17 protein-coding genes are annotated in these 17,425 nt (G+C 72.3%); 14 read left to right on the forward strand and 3 right to left on the reverse strand.

From position 1 onward, the window contains the following. Positions 1-83 precede the first annotated feature (83 nt). The 7 genes from gatC (at position 84) to ACIOSR_RS07935 (ending at position 6,532) form a co-directional block, all read left to right on the forward strand. Entirely contained in the window at positions 84-383 is a 300-nt protein-coding gene (gene gatC, locus ACIOSR_RS07905) for an Asp-tRNA(Asn)/Glu-tRNA(Gln) amidotransferase subunit GatC (RefSeq protein ID WP_159827032.1), read from the forward strand. 2 nt (positions 384-385) lie between these two features. Beyond that, a complete protein-coding gene (gatA, locus tag ACIOSR_RS07910; protein WP_159827029.1) occupies positions 386-1,936 on the forward strand; it encodes an Asp-tRNA(Asn)/Glu-tRNA(Gln) amidotransferase subunit GatA in 1,551 nt (516 codons plus the stop codon). Continuing rightward, positions 1,936-3,435: an Asp-tRNA(Asn)/Glu-tRNA(Gln) amidotransferase subunit GatB gene (gatB, locus tag ACIOSR_RS07915; RefSeq protein ID WP_402752300.1), complete on the forward strand. Its 1,500-nt coding sequence runs from the start codon at positions 1,936-1,938 to the stop codon at positions 3,433-3,435. Before gatA ends, gatB begins: the two co-directional genes overlap by 1 nt. 37 nt (positions 3,436-3,472) lie before the next feature. Next, complete coding sequence (locus tag ACIOSR_RS07920; RefSeq protein ID WP_402752301.1) at positions 3,473-4,270, forward strand: hypothetical protein; 798 nt, start codon at positions 3,473-3,475, stop codon at positions 4,268-4,270. Beyond that, positions 4,263-5,099 carry a DUF3097 domain-containing protein gene (locus ACIOSR_RS07925; RefSeq protein ID WP_192122713.1) on the forward strand — a complete coding sequence of 279 codons (837 nt, stop codon included), beginning with the start codon at positions 4,263-4,265 and terminating at the stop codon, positions 5,097-5,099. The genes ACIOSR_RS07920 and ACIOSR_RS07925 overlap by 8 nt, the downstream gene beginning before the upstream one ends. Before the next feature lie 136 nt (positions 5,100-5,235). Then, positions 5,236-6,081 (forward strand): spermidine/putrescine ABC transporter substrate-binding protein, encoded by an 846-nt coding sequence (locus tag ACIOSR_RS07930; protein WP_402752302.1) that lies wholly within the window; start codon positions 5,236-5,238, stop codon positions 6,079-6,081. Positions 6,082-6,133: 52 nt separating this feature from the next. Further along, positions 6,134-6,532, forward strand: a complete 399-nt coding sequence (locus tag ACIOSR_RS07935) for a DUF3054 domain-containing protein (RefSeq protein ID WP_082460565.1) — start codon at positions 6,134-6,136, stop codon at positions 6,530-6,532. Between the two features lie 64 nt (positions 6,533-6,596). Here the strand turns inward: ACIOSR_RS07935 and ACIOSR_RS07940 are convergent, their stop codons facing one another. Further along, complete coding sequence (locus ACIOSR_RS07940) at positions 6,597-8,297, reverse strand: discoidin domain-containing protein (protein WP_402752303.1); 1,701 nt, start codon at positions 8,295-8,297, stop codon at positions 6,597-6,599. Between the two features lie 83 nt (positions 8,298-8,380). Beyond that, positions 8,381-8,707, reverse strand: coding sequence for a hypothetical protein (locus ACIOSR_RS07945; protein WP_056048554.1), 327 nt, complete (start codon positions 8,705-8,707; stop codon positions 8,381-8,383). Positions 8,708-8,898: 191 nt separating this feature from the next. Between ACIOSR_RS07945 and ACIOSR_RS07950 the strand changes: the two genes are divergently transcribed. From ACIOSR_RS07950 to ACIOSR_RS07970, 5 genes are all read left to right on the forward strand, one after another. Further along, a complete protein-coding gene (locus ACIOSR_RS07950; RefSeq protein WP_123571520.1) occupies positions 8,899-9,615 on the forward strand; it encodes a DedA family protein in 717 nt (238 codons plus the stop codon). Positions 9,616-9,724: 109 nt separating this feature from the next. Next, complete coding sequence (locus tag ACIOSR_RS07955) at positions 9,725-10,558, forward strand: hypothetical protein (RefSeq protein WP_402752304.1); 834 nt, start codon at positions 9,725-9,727, stop codon at positions 10,556-10,558. A gap of 90 nt (positions 10,559-10,648) precedes the next feature. Next, positions 10,649-11,659 carry an SDR family oxidoreductase gene (locus ACIOSR_RS07960; RefSeq protein ID WP_043594173.1) on the forward strand — a complete coding sequence of 337 codons (1,011 nt, stop codon included), beginning with the start codon at positions 10,649-10,651 and terminating at the stop codon, positions 11,657-11,659. Further along, positions 11,656-13,119, forward strand: coding sequence for a phytoene desaturase family protein (locus ACIOSR_RS07965; RefSeq protein WP_402752305.1), 1,464 nt, complete (start codon positions 11,656-11,658; stop codon positions 13,117-13,119). The genes ACIOSR_RS07960 and ACIOSR_RS07965 overlap by 4 nt, the downstream gene beginning before the upstream one ends. Positions 13,120-13,227: 108 nt before the next feature. Beyond that, entirely contained in the window at positions 13,228-13,683 is a 456-nt protein-coding gene (locus ACIOSR_RS07970) for an SRPBCC family protein (RefSeq protein WP_056048541.1), read from the forward strand. Between the two features lie 81 nt (positions 13,684-13,764). Here the strand turns inward: ACIOSR_RS07970 and ACIOSR_RS07975 are convergent, their stop codons facing one another. Then, positions 13,765-15,447, reverse strand: a complete 1,683-nt coding sequence (locus ACIOSR_RS07975; protein ID WP_200412294.1) for a long-chain-fatty-acid--CoA ligase — start codon at positions 15,445-15,447, stop codon at positions 13,765-13,767. Positions 15,448-15,570: 123 nt separating this feature from the next. Between ACIOSR_RS07975 and ACIOSR_RS07980 the strand changes: the two genes are divergently transcribed. Together ACIOSR_RS07980 and ACIOSR_RS07985 are read left to right on the forward strand one after the other, a co-directional pair. Beyond that, positions 15,571-16,389 (forward strand): SDR family oxidoreductase, encoded by an 819-nt coding sequence (locus ACIOSR_RS07980; protein WP_402752306.1) that lies wholly within the window; start codon positions 15,571-15,573, stop codon positions 16,387-16,389. Positions 16,390-16,495: 106 nt separating this feature from the next. Then, a complete protein-coding gene (locus tag ACIOSR_RS07985) occupies positions 16,496-17,413 on the forward strand; it encodes an oxygenase MpaB family protein (RefSeq protein ID WP_402752307.1) in 918 nt (305 codons plus the stop codon). Positions 17,414-17,425: the final 12 nt, after the last annotated feature.

Consider the following 17,425-nt stretch of genomic DNA (forward strand, 5'->3'; position numbering starts at 1 on the left):
CGACCCCGCGCGTCGGTGCCGCCCCGTAGAATCGTGCGGTACCGCCGCCGCGGTACCCCCGCACGACCACGTGAGAGAGAAGCATGTCCGAAATCACGCGCGAGCAGGTGCAGCACCTCGCCGGTCTCGCCCGCATCGCCCTCACCGAGGCCGAGATCGACACGATGACCGCCGAGCTCGGCCACATCGTCGACAGCGTCGCCAAGGTCCGAGAGGTCGCGACCGACGACGTCCCGGCGACCAGCCACCCGATCCCGCTCGAGAACGTGTTCCGGCCCGACGTCGTGGGCCAGACGCTCACGGCCGAGCAGGCCCTGTCCGGCGCCCCCGACCACGACGGCTCGCGCTTCCGGGTGAGCGCGATCCTGGGAGAAGAGCAGTAGCCATGACCGACACCACCTCGCTCGTCCACTTGTCCGCCGCCGAGCTGTCGACCCGCCTCGCCGCCGGCGACGTGTCGTCGGTCGACGTCACGCGCGCCCACCTCGACCGCATCGAGGCGGTCGACGGGGACGTCCACGCCTTCCTGCACGTCAGCACGGCCGCACTCGACACGGCGGCCGACGTCGACCGCCGCCGTGCCGCGGGCGAGGCCCTCGGCCCGCTCGCCGGCGTCCCGATCGCCATCAAGGACGTCCTCTGCACGATCGACATGCCGTCGACCTCCGGCAGCAAGATCCTCGAGGGTTGGGTGCCGCCGTACGACGCCACCGTCGTCGCCAAGCTGCGCGCGGCCGACCTCGTCCCCCTCGGCAAGACCAACATGGACGAGTTCGCGATGGGCTCGTCGACCGAGTTCTCGGCCTACGGACCCACGCACAACCCCTGGTCGCTCGACCGCATCCCCGGTGGCTCGGGTGGCGGCTCCGCGGCGGCCGTCGCCGCCTTCGAGGCGCCCCTCGCCCTGGGCAGCGACACCGGCGGGTCCATCCGCCAGCCCGGTGCCGTCACCGGCACCGTCGGGGTCAAGCCGACCTACGGGTCGGTCAGCCGCTACGGCGCGATCGCCCTGGCCAGCTCGCTCGACCAGGTCGGCCCGGTCAGTCGCACGGTGCTCGACAGTGCCATGCTGCACGACGTCATCACCGGGCACGACCCCCGCGACTCCACCTCGCTGCGCGACGCCTGGCCCTCGTTCACCGAGGCGGCCCGCACCGGTCTCGCCGGCGGGGCCCTGCAGGGCGTCCGCATCGGAGTCGTCCGCGAGCTGAACGGCGAGGGCTTCCAGGCCGGCGTCAAGGCCCGCTTCGCCGAGGCCCTCGACCTCATGAGCGCGGCCGGTGCCGAGATCGTCGAGATCTCGGCCCCGAGCTTCGAGCACGCGATCAGCGCCTACTACCTGATCCTGCCGGCCGAGGCGTCGAGCAACCTCGCCAAGTTCGACTCGGTGCGCTTCGGCCTGCGGGTCGTCCCCGAGGGAGGCGGCACCGTCGAGGACGTCATGGCCGCCACCCGCGAGGCCGGCTTCGGCCCCGAGGTGAAGCGCCGCATCATCCTCGGCACCTACGCGCTGAGCGCGGGCTACTACGACGCCTACTACGGCAGCGCGCAGAAGGTACGCACCCTCGTGCAGCGCGACTTCGCGGCGGCGTTCGACCAGGTCGACGTCCTCGTCTCGCCGTCGGCGCCCACCACGGCGTTCCGGCTCGGCGAGAAGATCGACGATCCGCTGGCCATGTACCTCAACGACATCACGACGATCCCGGCCAACCTGGCCGGCATCCCCGGCATCACGGTGCCGATGGGCCTGGCCGCCGAGGACGGGCTGCCGACGGGATTGCAGTTCATGGCCCCCGCGCGCGGCGACGCCCGCCTCTACACCTACGGTGCCGCCCTCGAGCAGCTGCTCGAGCAGGGCTGGGGCCACACGCTCATCTCGCGCGCGCCCGACCTGAGCGCGACCGAGCAGACCGCCGCCACCGAGGGAGTCATCTGATGGCCAAGGCAGACCTGATGGACTACGAGAAGGCCCTCGAGCAGTTCGAGGTCGTCCTCGGCTTCGAGGTCCACGTCGAGCTGGCGACCAAGACCAAGATGTTCTCGGACGCCCCGAACTTCTTCGGTGGCGAGCCCAACACCAACGTCACCCCGGTCGACCTGGGCCTGCCCGGGTCGCTGCCGGTGGTCAACGAGCAGGCCGTGCGCTACTCGATCAGCCTCGGCTTGGCCCTGGGCTGCTCGATCGCCGAGAGCTCGCGCTTCGCCCGCAAAAACTACTTCTACCCCGACAACCCCAAGAACTACCAGGTCAGCCAGTTCGACGAACCCATCGCGTTCGAGGGCGAGGTCGAGGTCGAGCTGCCGGACGGGACCGTCTTCGCGATCCCGATCGAGCGCGCCCACATGGAAGAGGACGCCGGCAAGCTGACGCACGTCGGCGGGTCGACCGGTCGCATCCAGGGCGCCGAGTACTCCCTCGTCGACTACAACCGCGCCGGGATCCCGCTCGTCGAGATCGTCACCAAGCCGATCATCGGCGCGGGCGCCAAGGGTCCCGAGCTGGGCGCGGCCTACGTGTCGACCATCCGTGACATCGTGCGGGCTCTCGGCGTCAGCGAGGCCCGCATGGAGCGCGGCAACCTGCGCTGCGACGCGAACGTCTCCCTGCGTCCGCACGGGCAGGAGAAGCTCGGCACCCGCACCGAGACCAAGAACGTCAACTCGTTCCGTTCGGTCGAGCGCGCGGTCCGCTACGAGATCCAGCGTCAGGCCGCGATCCTCGCCGCGGGCGGCACCATCACGCAAGAGACGCGCCACTGGCACGAAGACACCGGTCGCACCTCGGCGGGCCGCCCCAAGAGCGACGCCGACGACTACCGGTACTTCCCCGAGCCCGACCTGCTGCCCGTCGTCCCTCCTCGCGAGCTCGTCGAAGAACTGCGTCTGGCCCTTCCCGAGGCGCCGGTCGCCCAGCGTCGCCGGCTCAAGTCCGAGTGGGGGTTCGCCGACCTCGAGTTCCAGGACGTCGTGAACTCCGGCCTGCTCACCGAGCTCGTCGAGACCGTCGCCGCGGGTGCCTCACCCCAGGCCGCACGCAAGTGGTGGACCGGCGAGATCGCCCGCCTCGCCAACGCGCAGGGCGTCGAGGCCTCGAGCCTCGTGTCGCCCCTGCACGTCAGCGAACTCATCGCGCTCGTCGAGAGCGGCGAGCTGACCGACCGACTGGCCCGTCAGGTGCTCGAGGGCGTCGTCGCCGGCGAGGGCAGCCCGTCCGAGGTCGTCGAGGCCCGCGGGCTGAAGGTCGTCTCGGACGACGGCGCGCTCATCGCCGCCATCGACGAGGCCCTGGCCGGTCAGCCCGACGTGCTGGCGAAGATCCGCGACGGCAAGATCCAGGCCGCCGGTGCCGTCATCGGCGCCGTCATGAAGGCCATGAAGGGGCAGGCGGACGCCGCGCGCGTCCGCGAGCTGGTGCTCGAGCGGGCGCAGGCCTGATCGACGTGACCACGGCCGCGGCAGGGAGCGGCGCACGATGAACCTCGTCGCGCGTCTGCGCCCCGCCGTGCCCGTGGCCATCGCCCTCGTCGGCGTGCTCGTGACGCTCGCGGTGGCCTCGCGCGTCCTGCCCGGCCGGGTCGTGATGGTCCACCTCAGCGAGACGGGTGGGTCGGCGTTCGCGGCGAGCCGTGACGACCTCGTCCTCCTCGGCGCCGTGCTCGTGGTCGGCATCGTCGTGACCTGGTCGGTGTCGGCTCTGTTCCTCGCGGTCACGCCCGCCCGCCACGTGCTCGTCCCGCACGCCGCGTTCTGGAAGAACCCGGCCAACCGGGCCGAGATGAGGCGCCGGTACCAGCGCTACCTCGCGGTGGCGACCAGCGCCTCCCTGTGGTTCGTCGCGGCGCTGTTCGTCCTGGCCCTCGTCTCGCAGGGCGGGCCCCTCGCGGCCTGGTGGCTGCCCGCGGCCGTGTCGGCCGCGTTCGTGCTCTTCGTCCTGGGTGGTCTGACCTGGGTGTTCACGGTCGGCTTCACGCCGACCCCGGCGGGCGTCGCGGTCCGCACGGCCGCATCCGACCGCGAGGCGCGGGTCGCGTCGTCACCGTCCTCCACCCGCGTCGCGCTCCCGAAGCCCGACGCGTCGGCGGCGCGTCCGCCGAAGGTGAGCCAGCGCCCGACCGAGGCGACTCCACGGAGCGGCACCGCGCCTCCTGCTCCGTCCCCCCGGCCGGGCCGCACGTCCGGGCGTCCCGAGACCGCACCCGCCGACGGCCCGCGAAAGGGCCCACCCCGCCCCTACCAACCCCGACCACGCTCCGGAGGCCCCCGTGGATGACGACCGGTACGGTGCCGACGTGCTCGCCGGAGACTGGAAGCGCTCGACGAAGCCGGCGCCGACGCCGACCGACGCGGTCCGCGACCTCGTGGTGGAAGAAGTCCGGTCGGGCTTCACGGGCGCGATCGTCCGCGTCGAGGCCGGCACCGTCGAGCTCGAGGACTGGAAGGGCCGGGTGCGGGCCTTCCCGATGTCGGGCTCGTTCTCGATCGACGGCGCCCCCGTCGCGCTGCGGGTGCCGCGGGCGGCGCCTCAGGGTCGGGCGCGCACGGCGTCCGGCTCGTTCGCCGTCGAGGGGGCCAAGGCCCGGGTCGCCCGTCAGAGTCGCATCTTCGTCGAGGGGCGGCACGACGCCGAGCTGGTCGAGAAGGTCTGGGGCTCCGACCTGCGGGTCGAGGGCGTCGTCGTCGAGTACCTCGAGGGCGTCGACCACCTGGCCGACGTGCTCCGCGACTTCCGGCCGGGGCCCGAGCGACGCGTCGGCGTGCTCGTCGACCACCTGGTGCCGGGATCGAAAGAGAGCCGTGTCGCCGAGGGCATCGCCCGCAGTCCGCTCGGCCGCCACGTGTTGGTGGTCGGGCACCCGTTCGTCGACGTCTGGCAGGCCGTCAAGCCCGGGCGGCTCGGTGTCGAGGCCTGGCCGGTCGTGCCCCGATCCGTCGAGTGGAAGCACGGCGTGTGCGAGGCCATGGGCTGGCCGCACGAGGACCAGGCGGACATCGCGCGGGCCTGGCAGCACATCCTGTCGCGCGTGCGGAGCTATGCCGACCTCGAGCCGTCGGTGCTCGGCCGGGTCGAGGAACTCATCGACTTCGTCACGTCGGGCTGAGTCCCGGCGTCGACGCGGGTGACGCGGCCCGAGTCGTGCACCGCCGTCCGCTCCGCGGGCTGCTCGGACACCTCGATCCCCGGGAATCGCCCGGGCGTGTCGGCGTCCCGGCCGCTTTTCGCCCTAGATTCGAGGCATGGCCGAGCAGATCGAGGGACGCGTGAGCTCTGCCGTCGACGCCTGGCTGCGCTGGCTGCCCCGGTGGCACATCGGCACCGCCCGCGGTCGCACGCGACCGTGTCGGGTGTGCCTCGGCTCGCCCGTCGCCACCGCCGCCGGATTCGACCACGACGTGCCGCACGCCGTGCAGCACGCGCTGTTGAACCGGATGCGGCAGATCGTCGACGACGACGTCGACGAGTACACGGCCCGCAACCTGCCGCTCGTCACGCGCGAGCTGCGACTCGCCGAGGCCCAGGAGGCGCGGGGCTACCGACCCGAGCAGGGTCTCGACCCCGAGTTCCAGGGTCTCGATCTCGACCCCGAACCCGAACCGGGCCAGCCGTTCCTCTTCACGCTCGCCGGGCTCGCGGGGATGCCGGCCGACGCCGGCATCGTCCCGCCCGACCCGACCGTCGTAGGCGGGTCCACCGGAGCCACCTCCACGACCGAGCCCGACGTCGCTGCCGCGTCGTTCGACCCCGACGACCTCGACGGCTGGCTGCTGCCGCCCGACTCGGCGACGCCGACCGACGCGCCCCTGCTCGACGAGCCTCGTCCGGCCGCAGGATCGGAACACCGACCGGGTCCGGCCTCGCGACCCGAGCCCGAGCCCGAGTACTCGGACGAGGCCAAGGCCGCACTGCGACACGAGATCACCCTGGCGGGCGACCACGCCGAGTCCGTCGGCACGAGCCTGTGCCTGGCCCTGGTGCAGCACCGTCCGCGCATCGCCGAGGCCCTCGACCGCCTCGTGGCCCCCCAGGTCGACGAACTGCTGGCAGAGTTGTCGCGCGCACTCGAGCAGCCGCGGTCGCGCTGAACCCGAGCGACCCGGTCCGCGGCGCGTGCCGACGTCACGAGAGGACACCGAGATGACCCGCCCCAGCCCGACCTCGTCCCCGACGACCCGGCGGCGGGAGGTCGGCCCGGCCTGGTGGCCGATCGTCGTCGACCTCGTCGCGGTCCTGGCCTTCGTCGTCATCGGCCGTCGCAGCCACGCCGAAGGTCTCGACCTGCCCGGCCTGCTCGGCACGCTGTGGCCGTTCGTGGTCGGCTCGGTCGTCGGCTGGGCGAGCGTGACCGGCGTCCGCTGGCCGCTGTCGGCCGTCCGCTCGGGAGCGGTCGTCTGGGTCTCCACCGCCGTGATCGGCGTGTTGCTCCGTGTGGTGAGCGGTCAGGGTGTGCAGGTCAGCTTCGTCGTCGTGACCGTCGTCGTGCTCGGCGTGTTCGTCGTGGGGTGGCGAGCGGTCGCCGCACTCGTCCGCCGCTGACGCGGGGACCTCAGACGACGCAGCGACGTTCGACGACGCGGGCACGCCAGACGACGCGGGGACCTCAGACGACGCGGACCGAGCGGGCCTCGATGCCCACGTTGCCCCGGCCGTCGAGCGCGTAGACGTAGATCTTCCACACCCCGGGGCGGGACGGGGCCTGCACCGTCATGGTCCCCGGCCCCGTGGTGGTCGCCGGCATCGGCCGGAGGGACTCGTCCCCGTCGACGTACCGGCTCGTGGCGAAGACCCGGTAGGTCACGGGGTCGCCGTCGGGGTCGGTCACCGAGGTCGTCAGCGTGACCGGTGTGCCCGGGCGCACTCCCGACGCCGGGGACAGCGTCATTGAGCGCACGACGGGCGACGTGTTGGCGGGCGCCTCCCCGCCGTAGGCGCGTTGCACGGCGAAGTACGACAGCCGACGGAGGCCGTCGGTCCGGAGGTTCAACCAGACGCCGGGCTCGTCGTTCTCGAGGCCGTAGTTGAACACGGTGGCCCCGAGGGCGACGCCGGGATGGGACTGGACGGCCTGCCACGCGGCGGTGTAGGCCCGGGCCTTGGCCTCGTCGCCGGGTTCGAGCGGGATGCCGTTCGCGTCGTCGGGGACCTCCCACGATCCGGCCGGACCGGTCTCGGTCACCAGGTAGGGCTTGGTGTAGCCGCCGGAGATCCACCCGTCCTCGAGGTACCCGACACCGCCGTACGAGTTGACCGAGTAGAAGTCGAGCGACGGAGCGTGCTCCTCGTAGTACGAGAGGGCGCCGATCCAGGCGTCGGTCGAGGTGACGGGGTGGCCCGGGTCGATCGAGTGGATCGTCCGGGCGACCTCGTCGACGAAGCGGGCGTAGGCGACACGTTGGCTCTCGCCCTGCCCCAGCATCACCTCGTTGCCCACGTCCCAGGCCAGGAGGCTCGGCCGATCCCGGTAGGCGGCCACGGTCGAGCGAATGCTCGCCAGGGTGGCCGTCTTGTACGCGGTGTCGCCGACGTAGTCGACGCCGTGGTCGAGCCACAGGCCGGCGACGACGTGGAGACCGGACGCCGACGCGGCGTCGAAGAGGCGCCCCGAGCCCGTGTCGGTGCCCCAGGTGCGGACCGTGTTGGCGCCCATCGAGGCGATGTCGGGGAAGTGGGTGGCCGCCTCGGCGACCGGGGCGCCGTAGGTGACCCCCTCGACCGTGAAGGGCCGCCCGTCGACCTCGAGGTGCCACGAGCCGGCACCACCGGCGAGCCGGACGCCCGGGGTGGCGGACGACGACCCGGTCCGGGACCCACGCACCGTCAGCTCGGACAGCGAGTACCCCGTGCCCGTGGCCGAGACCGTCGCGAGCACCCGGACGTGCCTCCCCGTCCCCGCCACGTCGTACGTATCCGTGCCGCCGTCACCCCGGGTCGTCGACGCCAGCGTGCGCCAGATCTTGCCGTTCGACGAGATCTGGACCTCGTAGGCCGTCGCCGGGGCGTCACCCCACTCCAGCGAGACCTGCGACACGTCGACCTGCGGCCCGATGCTGACCTGCAACCACTGCGAGCCCGCCCGCGCGCTCCTCCAGCCCGTCCGCCCGTCGCCGTCCACCGCGGCCGCTGCCGGGGTGGACCGCGAAGCGACCGACGAGGCCCCCGCACTGCGTCCCTGCGAGAGGACGGCGTCCGAGGCCCGCGCCGCGACGGGGGCCTGGGCCGTCACGAGGGCCGCGACCAGGGCGACCGTCATCATCGTGGCGATCGCCAGACGGCCCGCGCTCGCGCGCCTGACACCGTGCATGACCGCCCCCTCCGTCGCCGTCGGGCCCACGGTACGGAACGGACCCGAACCGGGTCAACGCCTCGAAAGGGGGGAGGCGCGGGTCAGCCGCGTCGCTTGGCGCTGTTGTCGAGACTGGGCTCGTCGGTGAGGACGAGGCCGGACGAGCTGTTCGACGAGGCCGTCAGCTCGGTGAGCCAGTCACGGTTGATCGACGGCACCCGGCCGCCGGAGTACTTGAAGTAGAGCGGGATGCCGGCGTCCAGCCAGATGCTGCTGCGACCGTCACCGACCTTCTGCGTGTCGCGCCACGAGAAGAAGAACGACTCGCGGCGACGCAGCTTGGTGGCGATGACGATCTGGAGGTGTTCGAGCACGCGGTCCTCGAACTCGACCTCGATGCCCGAGGTTCCGTAGATGAGCGATCCCATTGGGGTCCTGTTTCGTGAGTGTGTCCGGCGTCGGAAACCAAGCCGACACAGGTCAATGTAGCAAGCGATGCGGTGTTCCCCGTCAGGCGCAGCCCACCCGGGCGTTGTGGGCGGACGCGCAGGCTGCCCCGCCATACTCGGGGCTGCCGATCCGTTGCGCCCCCGAGCGCCCGACCGACCACCTGGGACCCATGACCTCGACAGCCCTCGTCCTCCGCGCCTCCTCGTCCTCGAGCCAGGACGTCGTCGCCGACCTCGACGGCCTCGTCGGGTTCGCCGCCCGCGTCATCGACGCCCTCGGCGAGTGGGGCGTCGCATTGCTGACCTTCGTCGAGACCGTGTTCCCGCCGATCCCCAGCGAGGTCATCCTGCCGCTGGCCGGGTTCCTGGCCGGCGCCGGGTCGATGAACATCGTGCTGTTGATCGCGCTGAGCACCCTCGGCGCCTACCTGGGCGCCCTGGTCCTCTACGGGCTCGGGGCCGGTCTCGGCCTCGACCGCAGCATCCGGTGGCTGGCCAAGCTGCCGCTGGTCGACCGCCACGACTTCGAGAAGGCGGCCGGCTGGTTCGAGCGCCACGGGCGGTCCGCGGTGTTCTTCGGCCGGTTCATCCCGGGCGTGCGCAGCCTCATCTCGCTTCCCGCCGGTGCCGAGCGCATGCCCCTGCTGGTCTTCTCGGTCTTCACGATCGTGGGCAGCGGCCTCTGGAACGGGCTGTTGATCGGGTTGGGCGCCGCCCTCGGCACCCAGTACGAGCTCATCGACCGGTACGCGAAGTACCTGGACTACGTCGTGTACGCCGCCATCGCGGGCGTCGTGGTGTTCCTCGTCGTCCGGTCGGTGCGCCGCCGTCGAGCCGGCGTCGACGACGCGTCGCGTGACGCCGTCGATCAGGACGTTCGCGGCTGACGTTCCGTCGCCGTCCAGGCGGCGGGCCGGGACGATCCGTACCGTGGTGGGCAGACCGACGTCGCGCCCCGCGTGCGGCACCGAGCACACGATCCGACAGGACACCACCATGGGATTCCTCGACCGCCTCCTCGGCCGCGAGCCGCAGCAGGGCCAGCCGCAGCAGCCCTCCGCTCCGCAGGGCTACCGGTACGGGCAGCAGAGCTACGAGCAGCCCGCCGCCCCGCAGCAGGGGTACGGCCAGCAGGGGTACGACCAGCAGGGCTACGGCCAGCAGCCGCCGGTCCCGGCCTCGTCGGCCGGCACCGGCCCGGCCCGCAGCGACGACGAGATCGCCGTCGAGCGGTACCGCTACCTGCTGAAGACCGCCCCGCCCGAGACCATCGAGCAGGTGCACGCCGAGGCGTTCGCGAAGCTCAGCCCCGAACAACGCCGTCTCGTCTTCGACCAGCTGACGGCCGAGTCGAGCCCCGGCGAGGCACCGCGCGGCGACGACGCCGGCTCGCTCGCCCAGGCCGCCACCCGGTCCGAGCTGCGACGACCCGGGACCCTCGAGCGCACCCTCGGCGGCGGCCCGGACGGACGGCAGCAGGTCGGGCCGAACGGCCAGCCCCTCCGTCAGGGCCCCGGCATGGGTTCGATCATCGGCGGGTCGATCCTGGGCACGGTGGCCGGTTACGTCATCGGGTCGACCCTGATGAGCGCGTTCCTGCCCGACGCCGGGGCGACGGCGGACGGCGGCGCGGGTGACGACGCCGGCGGCGACCAGGGCTCCGAGGGCGACGGCGGCGCGGACGGCGGTGCCGACGCCGGCACCGAGACGGCGAGCGACGGCGGCGGCGACTTCGGTGCCGACGGGGCCGGCGACTCCGGCGGGGGCTTCGGGGACTTCGGGGGAGGCGACTTCGGGGGAGGGGACTTCGGCGGAGGCTTCGACATCTGACACCTGGGCATCACCCCCGGGACGGACCTCCGGTCGCGGACTAGCGTCGGGGGTCCGTCCACGATCCGCCGAGAGGCCCGAGGGAGCACCATGACCAGCACGAGAACCGCCGTCGTCACCGGAGGGTCCGCGGGACTCGGCCGGGCCACCGTCCGAGAGCTCGCCGCGCGCGGATGGGACGTCGCGATCCTCGCTCGGGGACAGGACGGCCTCGACGGGGCCGTCCGCGACGTCGAGGCCGCCGGTCGCCGTGCGCTGGGCATCTCGACCGACGTGGCCGATCGCGCCCAGGTCGAGTCGGCCGCCGATCGCGTCGAGGCCGAGCTCGGGCCGATCGACCTCTGGGTCAACGACGCGATGGTCGGTGTGTTCGGCGAGTTCCTCGAGACGGACCCCGACGACTTCGAGCGGGCCACGGCCGTCAACTACTTCGGCTTCGTCAACGGCACTCGTGCGGCCCTGTCGCGCATGGTGCCCCGCGACCGCGGGCAGGTCATCCAGGTGGGATCGGCGCTCGCCCACCGAGGCATCCCGCTCCAGGCTTCGTACTGCGGCGCGAAGCACGCCGTCCAGGGCTTCACCGAGTCGGTGACCACCGAGTTGATCCACAACAAGAGCTCGGTGCGGATCAGCACGGTCGACATGCCGGCCCTCAACACCATCCAGTTCAACTGGGTGCGCTCGACCCTGCCCGAGCATCCCCAGCCCGTGCCGCCCATCTTCGAACCCGAGGTCGGGGCCCGGGCGATCGCCGACGTCGCCGACAAGCCGCGTCGCCGGACCTGGCTCGGCGAGCCCACCGTCATGACGGTGCTCGGCAACCGGTTCGTCGCGAACTTCCTCGACGTCTACCTCGCCAAGAGCGGGTACTCCGGCCAGCAGGCTCCCGACAAGAGCGAGCCCATGCTGCCCGACAACCTCTACGAGCCCACGGCCGGTGACCACGGGGCTCGCGGCATCTTCAGCGACCGCGCGCGCACCACGAGTCCGCAGGTCTGGTACACCCGCAACCGCGCCCTGACCGTGGGGGCCGTGGTGGGGGCGTCCGCGGCCGCCACCGCCGCCGTGGTGGGTCGGGTGACCCGCGGGCGTCGGGCATGAGCGCCGCGCCCGAGGTGGACGCGGTCGTCGTCGGTGCGGGGCCCAACGGTCTCGCGGCGGCCGTGGTGCTCGCTCGGGCCGGTCTCCGCGTCGAGGTCGTCGAACGGGCCGACACGATCGGTGGGGGAGCGCGCACGCAGGAGGCGACCCTGCCGGGCTTCCGCCACGACATCTGTTCGGCCGTGCACCCCATGGCCCTCGCGTCGGGGTTCTTCCAGCGGTTCCAACTCGACCGCCGGATCGAGCTGACGGTCCCCGACATCTCGTACGCCCACCCGCTCGACGGCGGACGTGCCGGCATCGCCTACCGGGACCTCGACCGGACGGCGGACGGGCTCGGTGCCGACGGGGCCGCCTGGGCGCGCCTCCTCCGGGGTCTGGTCGAGACCGAGCCCCGCATGGCGAAGTTCACGATGCGCGAGCTCGTCCGGGTGCCGGACGACCCGGTGACCCTCGCGCGCTTCGGTCTGGCCGCCCTGTCACAGAGCGGCCCCTGGTGGAACGCCGGGTTCGCGGGTGACGAGGCCCCGGCCATGCTCGCCGGGGTGATGGCCCACGCGATCCGCCCGATGCCGAGCCTGTCGACCTCGGCCGCCGGGCTCGTCCTGGCCGTCCACGCGCACGCCCGGGGCTGGCCGGTGCCGACCGGTGGCAGCCAGTCGATCGTCGACGCCATGGCCGACGACGTCCTGGCCCACGGAGGCACCATCACGACGGGCGTGGACGTCACGTCGATCGACGAGCTGCCGAGGGCGAAGGCCACGATCTTCGACACGAGTGCCCGTGCCCTGGCCGACATCGCGGGCAGTCGTCTGCCCGACCGGTACGAGCGCGCCCTGCGGCGCTTCCGGTACGGGAACGCGGCGGCCAAGGTCGACTTCGCGCTGTCGGGGCCGGTGCCCTGGGCGAACGACGAGGCCCGGCGCAGCCCCACGCTGCACCTCGGGGGGACGCGGGCCGAGATCGCCTCGGGCGAGCACGACGTCGCCTCGGGTCGACACGCCCGCACGCCGTACGTCCTGGTGGCCCAGGCGGGCGTGGTCGACGGCACGCGCGCCCCCGACGGTCAGCAGGCCCTGTGGGCGTACACGCACGTGCCGCGCGGGTCCACGGTCGACCAGACCGAGACCGTCATCGCCGGCATCGAGCGCTTCGCGCCGGGGTTCCGTGACACGATCCTGGCCACGAACAGCCGCACGGCGGTCGACCTCGAAGCGCACGACCCCAACTACATCGGCGGCGACATCGCCGCCGGGGCCCCGAGCGTCTGGCAGCTGGCGGCACGGCCGACGCTGTCGACCGAACCGTGGCGCACGCCGACGCCGGGCCTCTACCTGTGCTCGTCCTCGACCCCGCCGGGCCCCTCGGTGCACGGGCTGGGTGGTGCCTATGCCGCGCGCAGCGCCCTGAAGCACGAGTTCGGCATCGACCGGCTGCCGTACCTCGGCGTCGACTCCTGAGCGGATCGACTCCCGACGGGGGAGGCGCCCGACGCCCGATCTGATCCACGGCGGCAGGGGTGCGTCAACGGGGTGCGCGGCGCGCGGGGACCGTGCCAGGATCGACGGATGAGCACCACGCACCGCTTCATCGAGGCCTCACCCCACGACGTCTTCGACGTGCTGAGCGACGGGTGGCTCTTCACGAGCTGGGTCGTCGGGTCGGCGCGCATCCGCGAGGTCGAACTGACCTGGCCGAGCGTCGAGGCCAGGGTCCACCACTCGTTCGGGGTCTGGCCGTTGGTCATCGACGACGTGACGACCATCCTCGAGTGGGACCCTCCGGTCCGGGCCGTGTTCCACGCCAGGGGCTGGCCGATGGGCGAGGCCCGGGTCGAGATCGACGTGCGCAACCGCATGGGCGGCTGCTTCGTCACGATGACCGAGTACGCCGTCGCGGGCCCCGGTCGGCTGGTGCCGAAGGCCCTGATGGACCCGCCGCTGCACTGGCGCAACAGAGAAGCGCTGCAGCGACTGGCCTGGTTGGCCGAGGGGCGCATGACGGATCGCGTCTCACCCAGCTGAGCCGCGCCTCCTGAGCCGCGGCCGCGTGGACCGACCCGCGCCCGCCGACCGTCGTCCCGTCGAGGAGGCGCGGGTCCGGTCTCAGCGCTCGGCCAGCGAGTCGCGTACCTTGCGGCGCAACACCTTGCCGATGAGCGACCGGGGGAGGTCGTCGACGACGACGATGCGCCGCGGCACCTTGTACGGCGTGAGGTGCTTGCGCGCGAACGCGCGCAGGGCCGCGACGTCGACGTGGGCGCCCGGCTTCACGACGATCGCGGCGGCCACCTGTTCGCCGCCGGGGGTGGGCAGACCCACGACCGCGGCTTCGGCGACGCCCTCGAACCGGGTCAGGACCTCTTCGACCTCGGACGGCGAGACGTTGAAGCCGCCGGTGATGATGAGCTCCTTGATGCGGTCGACGATGCGGACGAACCCGTCGTCGTCGATGGTGACGATGTCGCCGGTGCGGAACCAGTCGCCGTCGACGAAGACCTCGCCCGATTCTTTCGGCTTGCGGTAGTACCCGCTGAAGACCTGCGGGCCACGGACGATCAGCTCGCCGCGTTCACCGGCCGCCACGTCGACCGTGGGGTTCTCGGGGTCGACGACGCGCACCTCGGTGCCCGGCAGGGGCAGACCGACCGTGCCGGCGCGGCGCGTCGGACCGACGGGGTTGGCCATGAGGACGGGCGAGCACTCGGAGAGCCCGTAGCCCTCGACCAACCAGCCGCCGGACTCGGCCTCCCACGGCTCGACGACGTCGGCCGAGAGCGGCATGGCCCCCGAGATCGCGACGTCGACGCCCTTCAGCGAGACGCCGGCGTCGTCGGCGGCCTTCTGCAGACGGGCGTAGATCGGGGGGACCGCGGGCAGGAAGGTCGGCGGGTGCTTCTTCATGACCTTGAGCACCAGCGCCGGGTCGAAGGCCGGGAAGAGCACGAGTCGGGCGCCCATGCTCATCGCGAAGGTGAGGCAGAGCGTCAGGCCGTACGCGTGGAACATCGGCAGCACCGCGTAGACGACGCAGGTGCCGCGCTCGATCGTCGGCACCCAGGCCTGGGCCTGCGCGGCGTTCGACAGGAGGTTGTGGTGCGTCAGCTGGGCACCCTTGGGCGCGCCCGTGGTGCCGCTCGTGTACTGGATGACCGCCAGGTCGTCGGTGGTCGGTCGCGGGTGCCTCGCCTTGATGCGCGACGAGCCGACGACCTTCTCCCACGGCGTGGTGCCCGTCACGGTCGTCGTGAGGCGTTCACGGGACTGGCGGGCCTTCTTGATCGGCAGGGCCAGGGCCGCCCGCGTGGTGAACGGCATCGCCCGGGTGACGTCGACCGAGACGAGGTGTTCGACGGCCACGTCGTCGGGGAAGGCCTGGATGGTCTCGACCACCTTGTTCCAGGCGATGGCCACCTTGGCGCCGTGGTCCTCGAACTGGTGACGCAGCTCGCGCGGCGTGTAGAGCGGGTTGTGCTCGACGACGATCGCGCCGAGGCGCAGCACCGCGTAGAACGCGACGACGTGCTGCGGACCGTTCGGCAACACGATCGCGACGGTGTCGCCGTGCCCGACCCCGAGCTTGCGCAGCCCCTCGGCCGCCCGCGCGATCTGGTCGACGAGCTCGGAATAGGTGGTCGTCGCCCCGAAGAACTCGAGTGCCACCGCCCTGGGGTACCGCGCCGCGGAGGCCTCGACCAGGTCGAGCAGCGAGCCGTCGACCGGTTCGAGGTCGTGCGGCACGCCGGGTGCGTAGGAGTCGAGCCAGGGACGAGCGCTGTCGGTGGTCACCGGGCCACTCTATCGACCGCCGGGCGTACCCCGTGGGCTCGGTGCCGGCTGGCAACCTGACCGCGCACGAGGAGGCGCGGCGCAGCATGGTCCTCGACATCACGAAGAGAGGAACGACACATCGTGAGCAAGGTCTGGTTCATCACCGGTGCATCCAAGGGCTTCGGCCGCGAATGGGCCGAGGCGGCCCTCGAACGCGGCGACAAGGTCGCGGGCACCGCACGGAAGATCGACGACGTCACGCCCCTCGTGGACGCGTACGGCGACTCCTTCCTGCCGCTCCAGCTCGACGTCAACGACCGTGCGGCCGACGTCGCCGCGGTGCAGAAGGCCGCCGAGCACTTCGGACGACTGGACGTCGTCGTGAACAACGCCGGCTTCGGCCACTTCGGCATGATCGAGGAGATCACCGAGGACGAGGCCCGTGCCCAGCTCGAGACGAACCTGTTCGGCCCCCTCTGGGTGTCGCAGGCGGCGCTCCCGATCATGCGCGAGCAGGGCTCGGGTCACATCGTCCAGGTGTCGAGCATCGGCGGCATCAGCGCCTTCCCGACGGTCGGCATCTACCACGCCTCGAAATGGGGGCTCGAGGGCTTCAGCCAGTCGCTGGCACAGGAGGTCGCGGGCTTCGGCATCAAGGTGACCCTCGTCGAGCCCGGCGGCTACTCGACCGACTGGTCGGGCCCCTCCGCCTCCCGCAGCGACGAACTCGAGGCCTACGCCGACGTCCGTGAGGCCGCGTCGAAGCGTCCCTCGGCCGCCGACCCCGGCGACCCCACGGCCACCCGTTCCGCGATCCTCACGGTCGTCGACGCCGACGAGCCGCCGCTGCGCGTCTTCTTCGGCAAGGCGCCGCTCGAGATCGCCACGAAGGACTACGAGTCGCGTCTGGCGACCTGGAACGAGTGGCAGCCCGTCTCGATCGAGGCTCACGGGAACTGAGACCCACCCCGAGTCGCACGCCGCGCCTCCTGCCCCTCCCCGGGACGCAGGAGGCGCGGCGTGCGTCCGCTGCGAGCGTCCAGCCACCGCGGCGCATGATCGAGGCATGCCCGCACTGACCGAACCCCTCCGCGCCCGCCTGCAGTACACCTTCAACGGGCAGTACACGGGCACGCCCGAGTGGGTCACCGACCTCGAGAAGGGCGACGACGAGGGGTTCTTCCTGCCGGGCTCGGCGGTGTGGGCCGTGCACGGCGCCATGTCGACCATCCCCGCCGGCGTGCGGGCACTGCTCGTCCAGGCGCTGCACCCGGGGGCGCTCGCCGGCGTCCACGACCACTCGCGTTTCCGCGAGGACCCGCTCGGCCGTCTCGCCGGCACCATCCGCTGGATCTACACCGTCTCGTACGGCAGCCGCGAGGCCGCCACCCACGCGTCGAACTGGGTGTCACGCCTGCACACGAAGGTCGTCGGCACGTACGACGACCGGAACGGCGTGACCCACGACTACGCCGCCAACGACCCGGAGCTGCTCAGCTGGGTGCACATGGCCTTCGCCGACTCGTTCCTCGCCGCCTACCTCGAGTGGGGCCGAGAGCCGATCCCCGGGGGGCCCGACGCCTACGTCCGCGAGTGGGCGACGGCCGGCGAGCTGATGGGCGTGCCGAACCCGCCGCGCAGCGTCGCCGAGATGCAGTCACAGCTCATGGACTTCGACCGCCGGGGCGTGCTCGAGCGCACCGCGCGCACCGACGACGTCGTCAAATTCATCAAGCGACCGCCGCTCTTCCCCGCTCTCAAGGTCGGTTATCCCGTGCTCTTCAACGGCGCGGTGGGCACGCTGCAGCCGCGCTTCCGCGAGTTGCTCGGGCTGCGCGCGCCGCACGTCGGCCCGATCGGCATCCCGACCCGGGCGCCGGCGCGGGCCATGCTCGCGGGCGTCGGGGGAGTCCTCGGCAAGCGACCCGTCGCCGAGGAGCACGCCCTCGCCCGGCTCGACCGCATCGGGTGGACGGCCGCCTGACGGACGACCCGG

The organism is Frigoribacterium sp. NPDC087798 (assembly GCF_044742985.1).
Classification (GTDB): domain Bacteria; phylum Actinomycetota; class Actinomycetes; order Actinomycetales; family Microbacteriaceae; genus Frigoribacterium.

Excerpts from the sequence above, each read along its gene's own strand:
- gatC (WP_159827032.1), top strand. The coding sequence starts at position 84 with ATGTCCGAAATCACGCGCGAGCAGGTGCAGCACCTCGCCGGTCTCGCC.
- gatA (WP_159827029.1), top strand. The coding sequence starts at position 386 with ATGACCGACACCACCTCGCTCGTCCACTTGTCCGCCGCCGAGCTGTCG.
- gatB (WP_402752300.1), top strand. The coding sequence starts at position 1,936 with ATGGCCAAGGCAGACCTGATGGACTACGAGAAGGCCCTCGAGCAGTTC.
- ACIOSR_RS07920 (WP_402752301.1), top strand. The coding sequence starts at position 3,473 with ATGAACCTCGTCGCGCGTCTGCGCCCCGCCGTGCCCGTGGCCATCGCC.
- ACIOSR_RS07930 (WP_402752302.1), top strand. The coding sequence starts at position 5,236 with ATGGCCGAGCAGATCGAGGGACGCGTGAGCTCTGCCGTCGACGCCTGG.
- ACIOSR_RS07935 (WP_082460565.1), top strand. The coding sequence starts at position 6,134 with ATGACCCGCCCCAGCCCGACCTCGTCCCCGACGACCCGGCGGCGGGAG.
- ACIOSR_RS07940 (WP_402752303.1), bottom strand. The coding sequence starts at position 8,297 with ATGCACGGTGTCAGGCGCGCGAGCGCGGGCCGTCTGGCGATCGCCACG.
- ACIOSR_RS07945 (WP_056048554.1), bottom strand. The coding sequence starts at position 8,707 with ATGGGATCGCTCATCTACGGAACCTCGGGCATCGAGGTCGAGTTCGAG.
- ACIOSR_RS07950 (WP_123571520.1), top strand. The coding sequence starts at position 8,899 with ATGACCTCGACAGCCCTCGTCCTCCGCGCCTCCTCGTCCTCGAGCCAG.
- ACIOSR_RS07955 (WP_402752304.1), top strand. The coding sequence starts at position 9,725 with ATGGGATTCCTCGACCGCCTCCTCGGCCGCGAGCCGCAGCAGGGCCAG.
- ACIOSR_RS07960 (WP_043594173.1), top strand. The coding sequence starts at position 10,649 with ATGACCAGCACGAGAACCGCCGTCGTCACCGGAGGGTCCGCGGGACTC.
- ACIOSR_RS07965 (WP_402752305.1), top strand. The coding sequence starts at position 11,656 with ATGAGCGCCGCGCCCGAGGTGGACGCGGTCGTCGTCGGTGCGGGGCCC.
- ACIOSR_RS07970 (WP_056048541.1), top strand. The coding sequence starts at position 13,228 with ATGAGCACCACGCACCGCTTCATCGAGGCCTCACCCCACGACGTCTTC.
- ACIOSR_RS07985 (WP_402752307.1), top strand. The coding sequence starts at position 16,496 with ATGCCCGCACTGACCGAACCCCTCCGCGCCCGCCTGCAGTACACCTTC.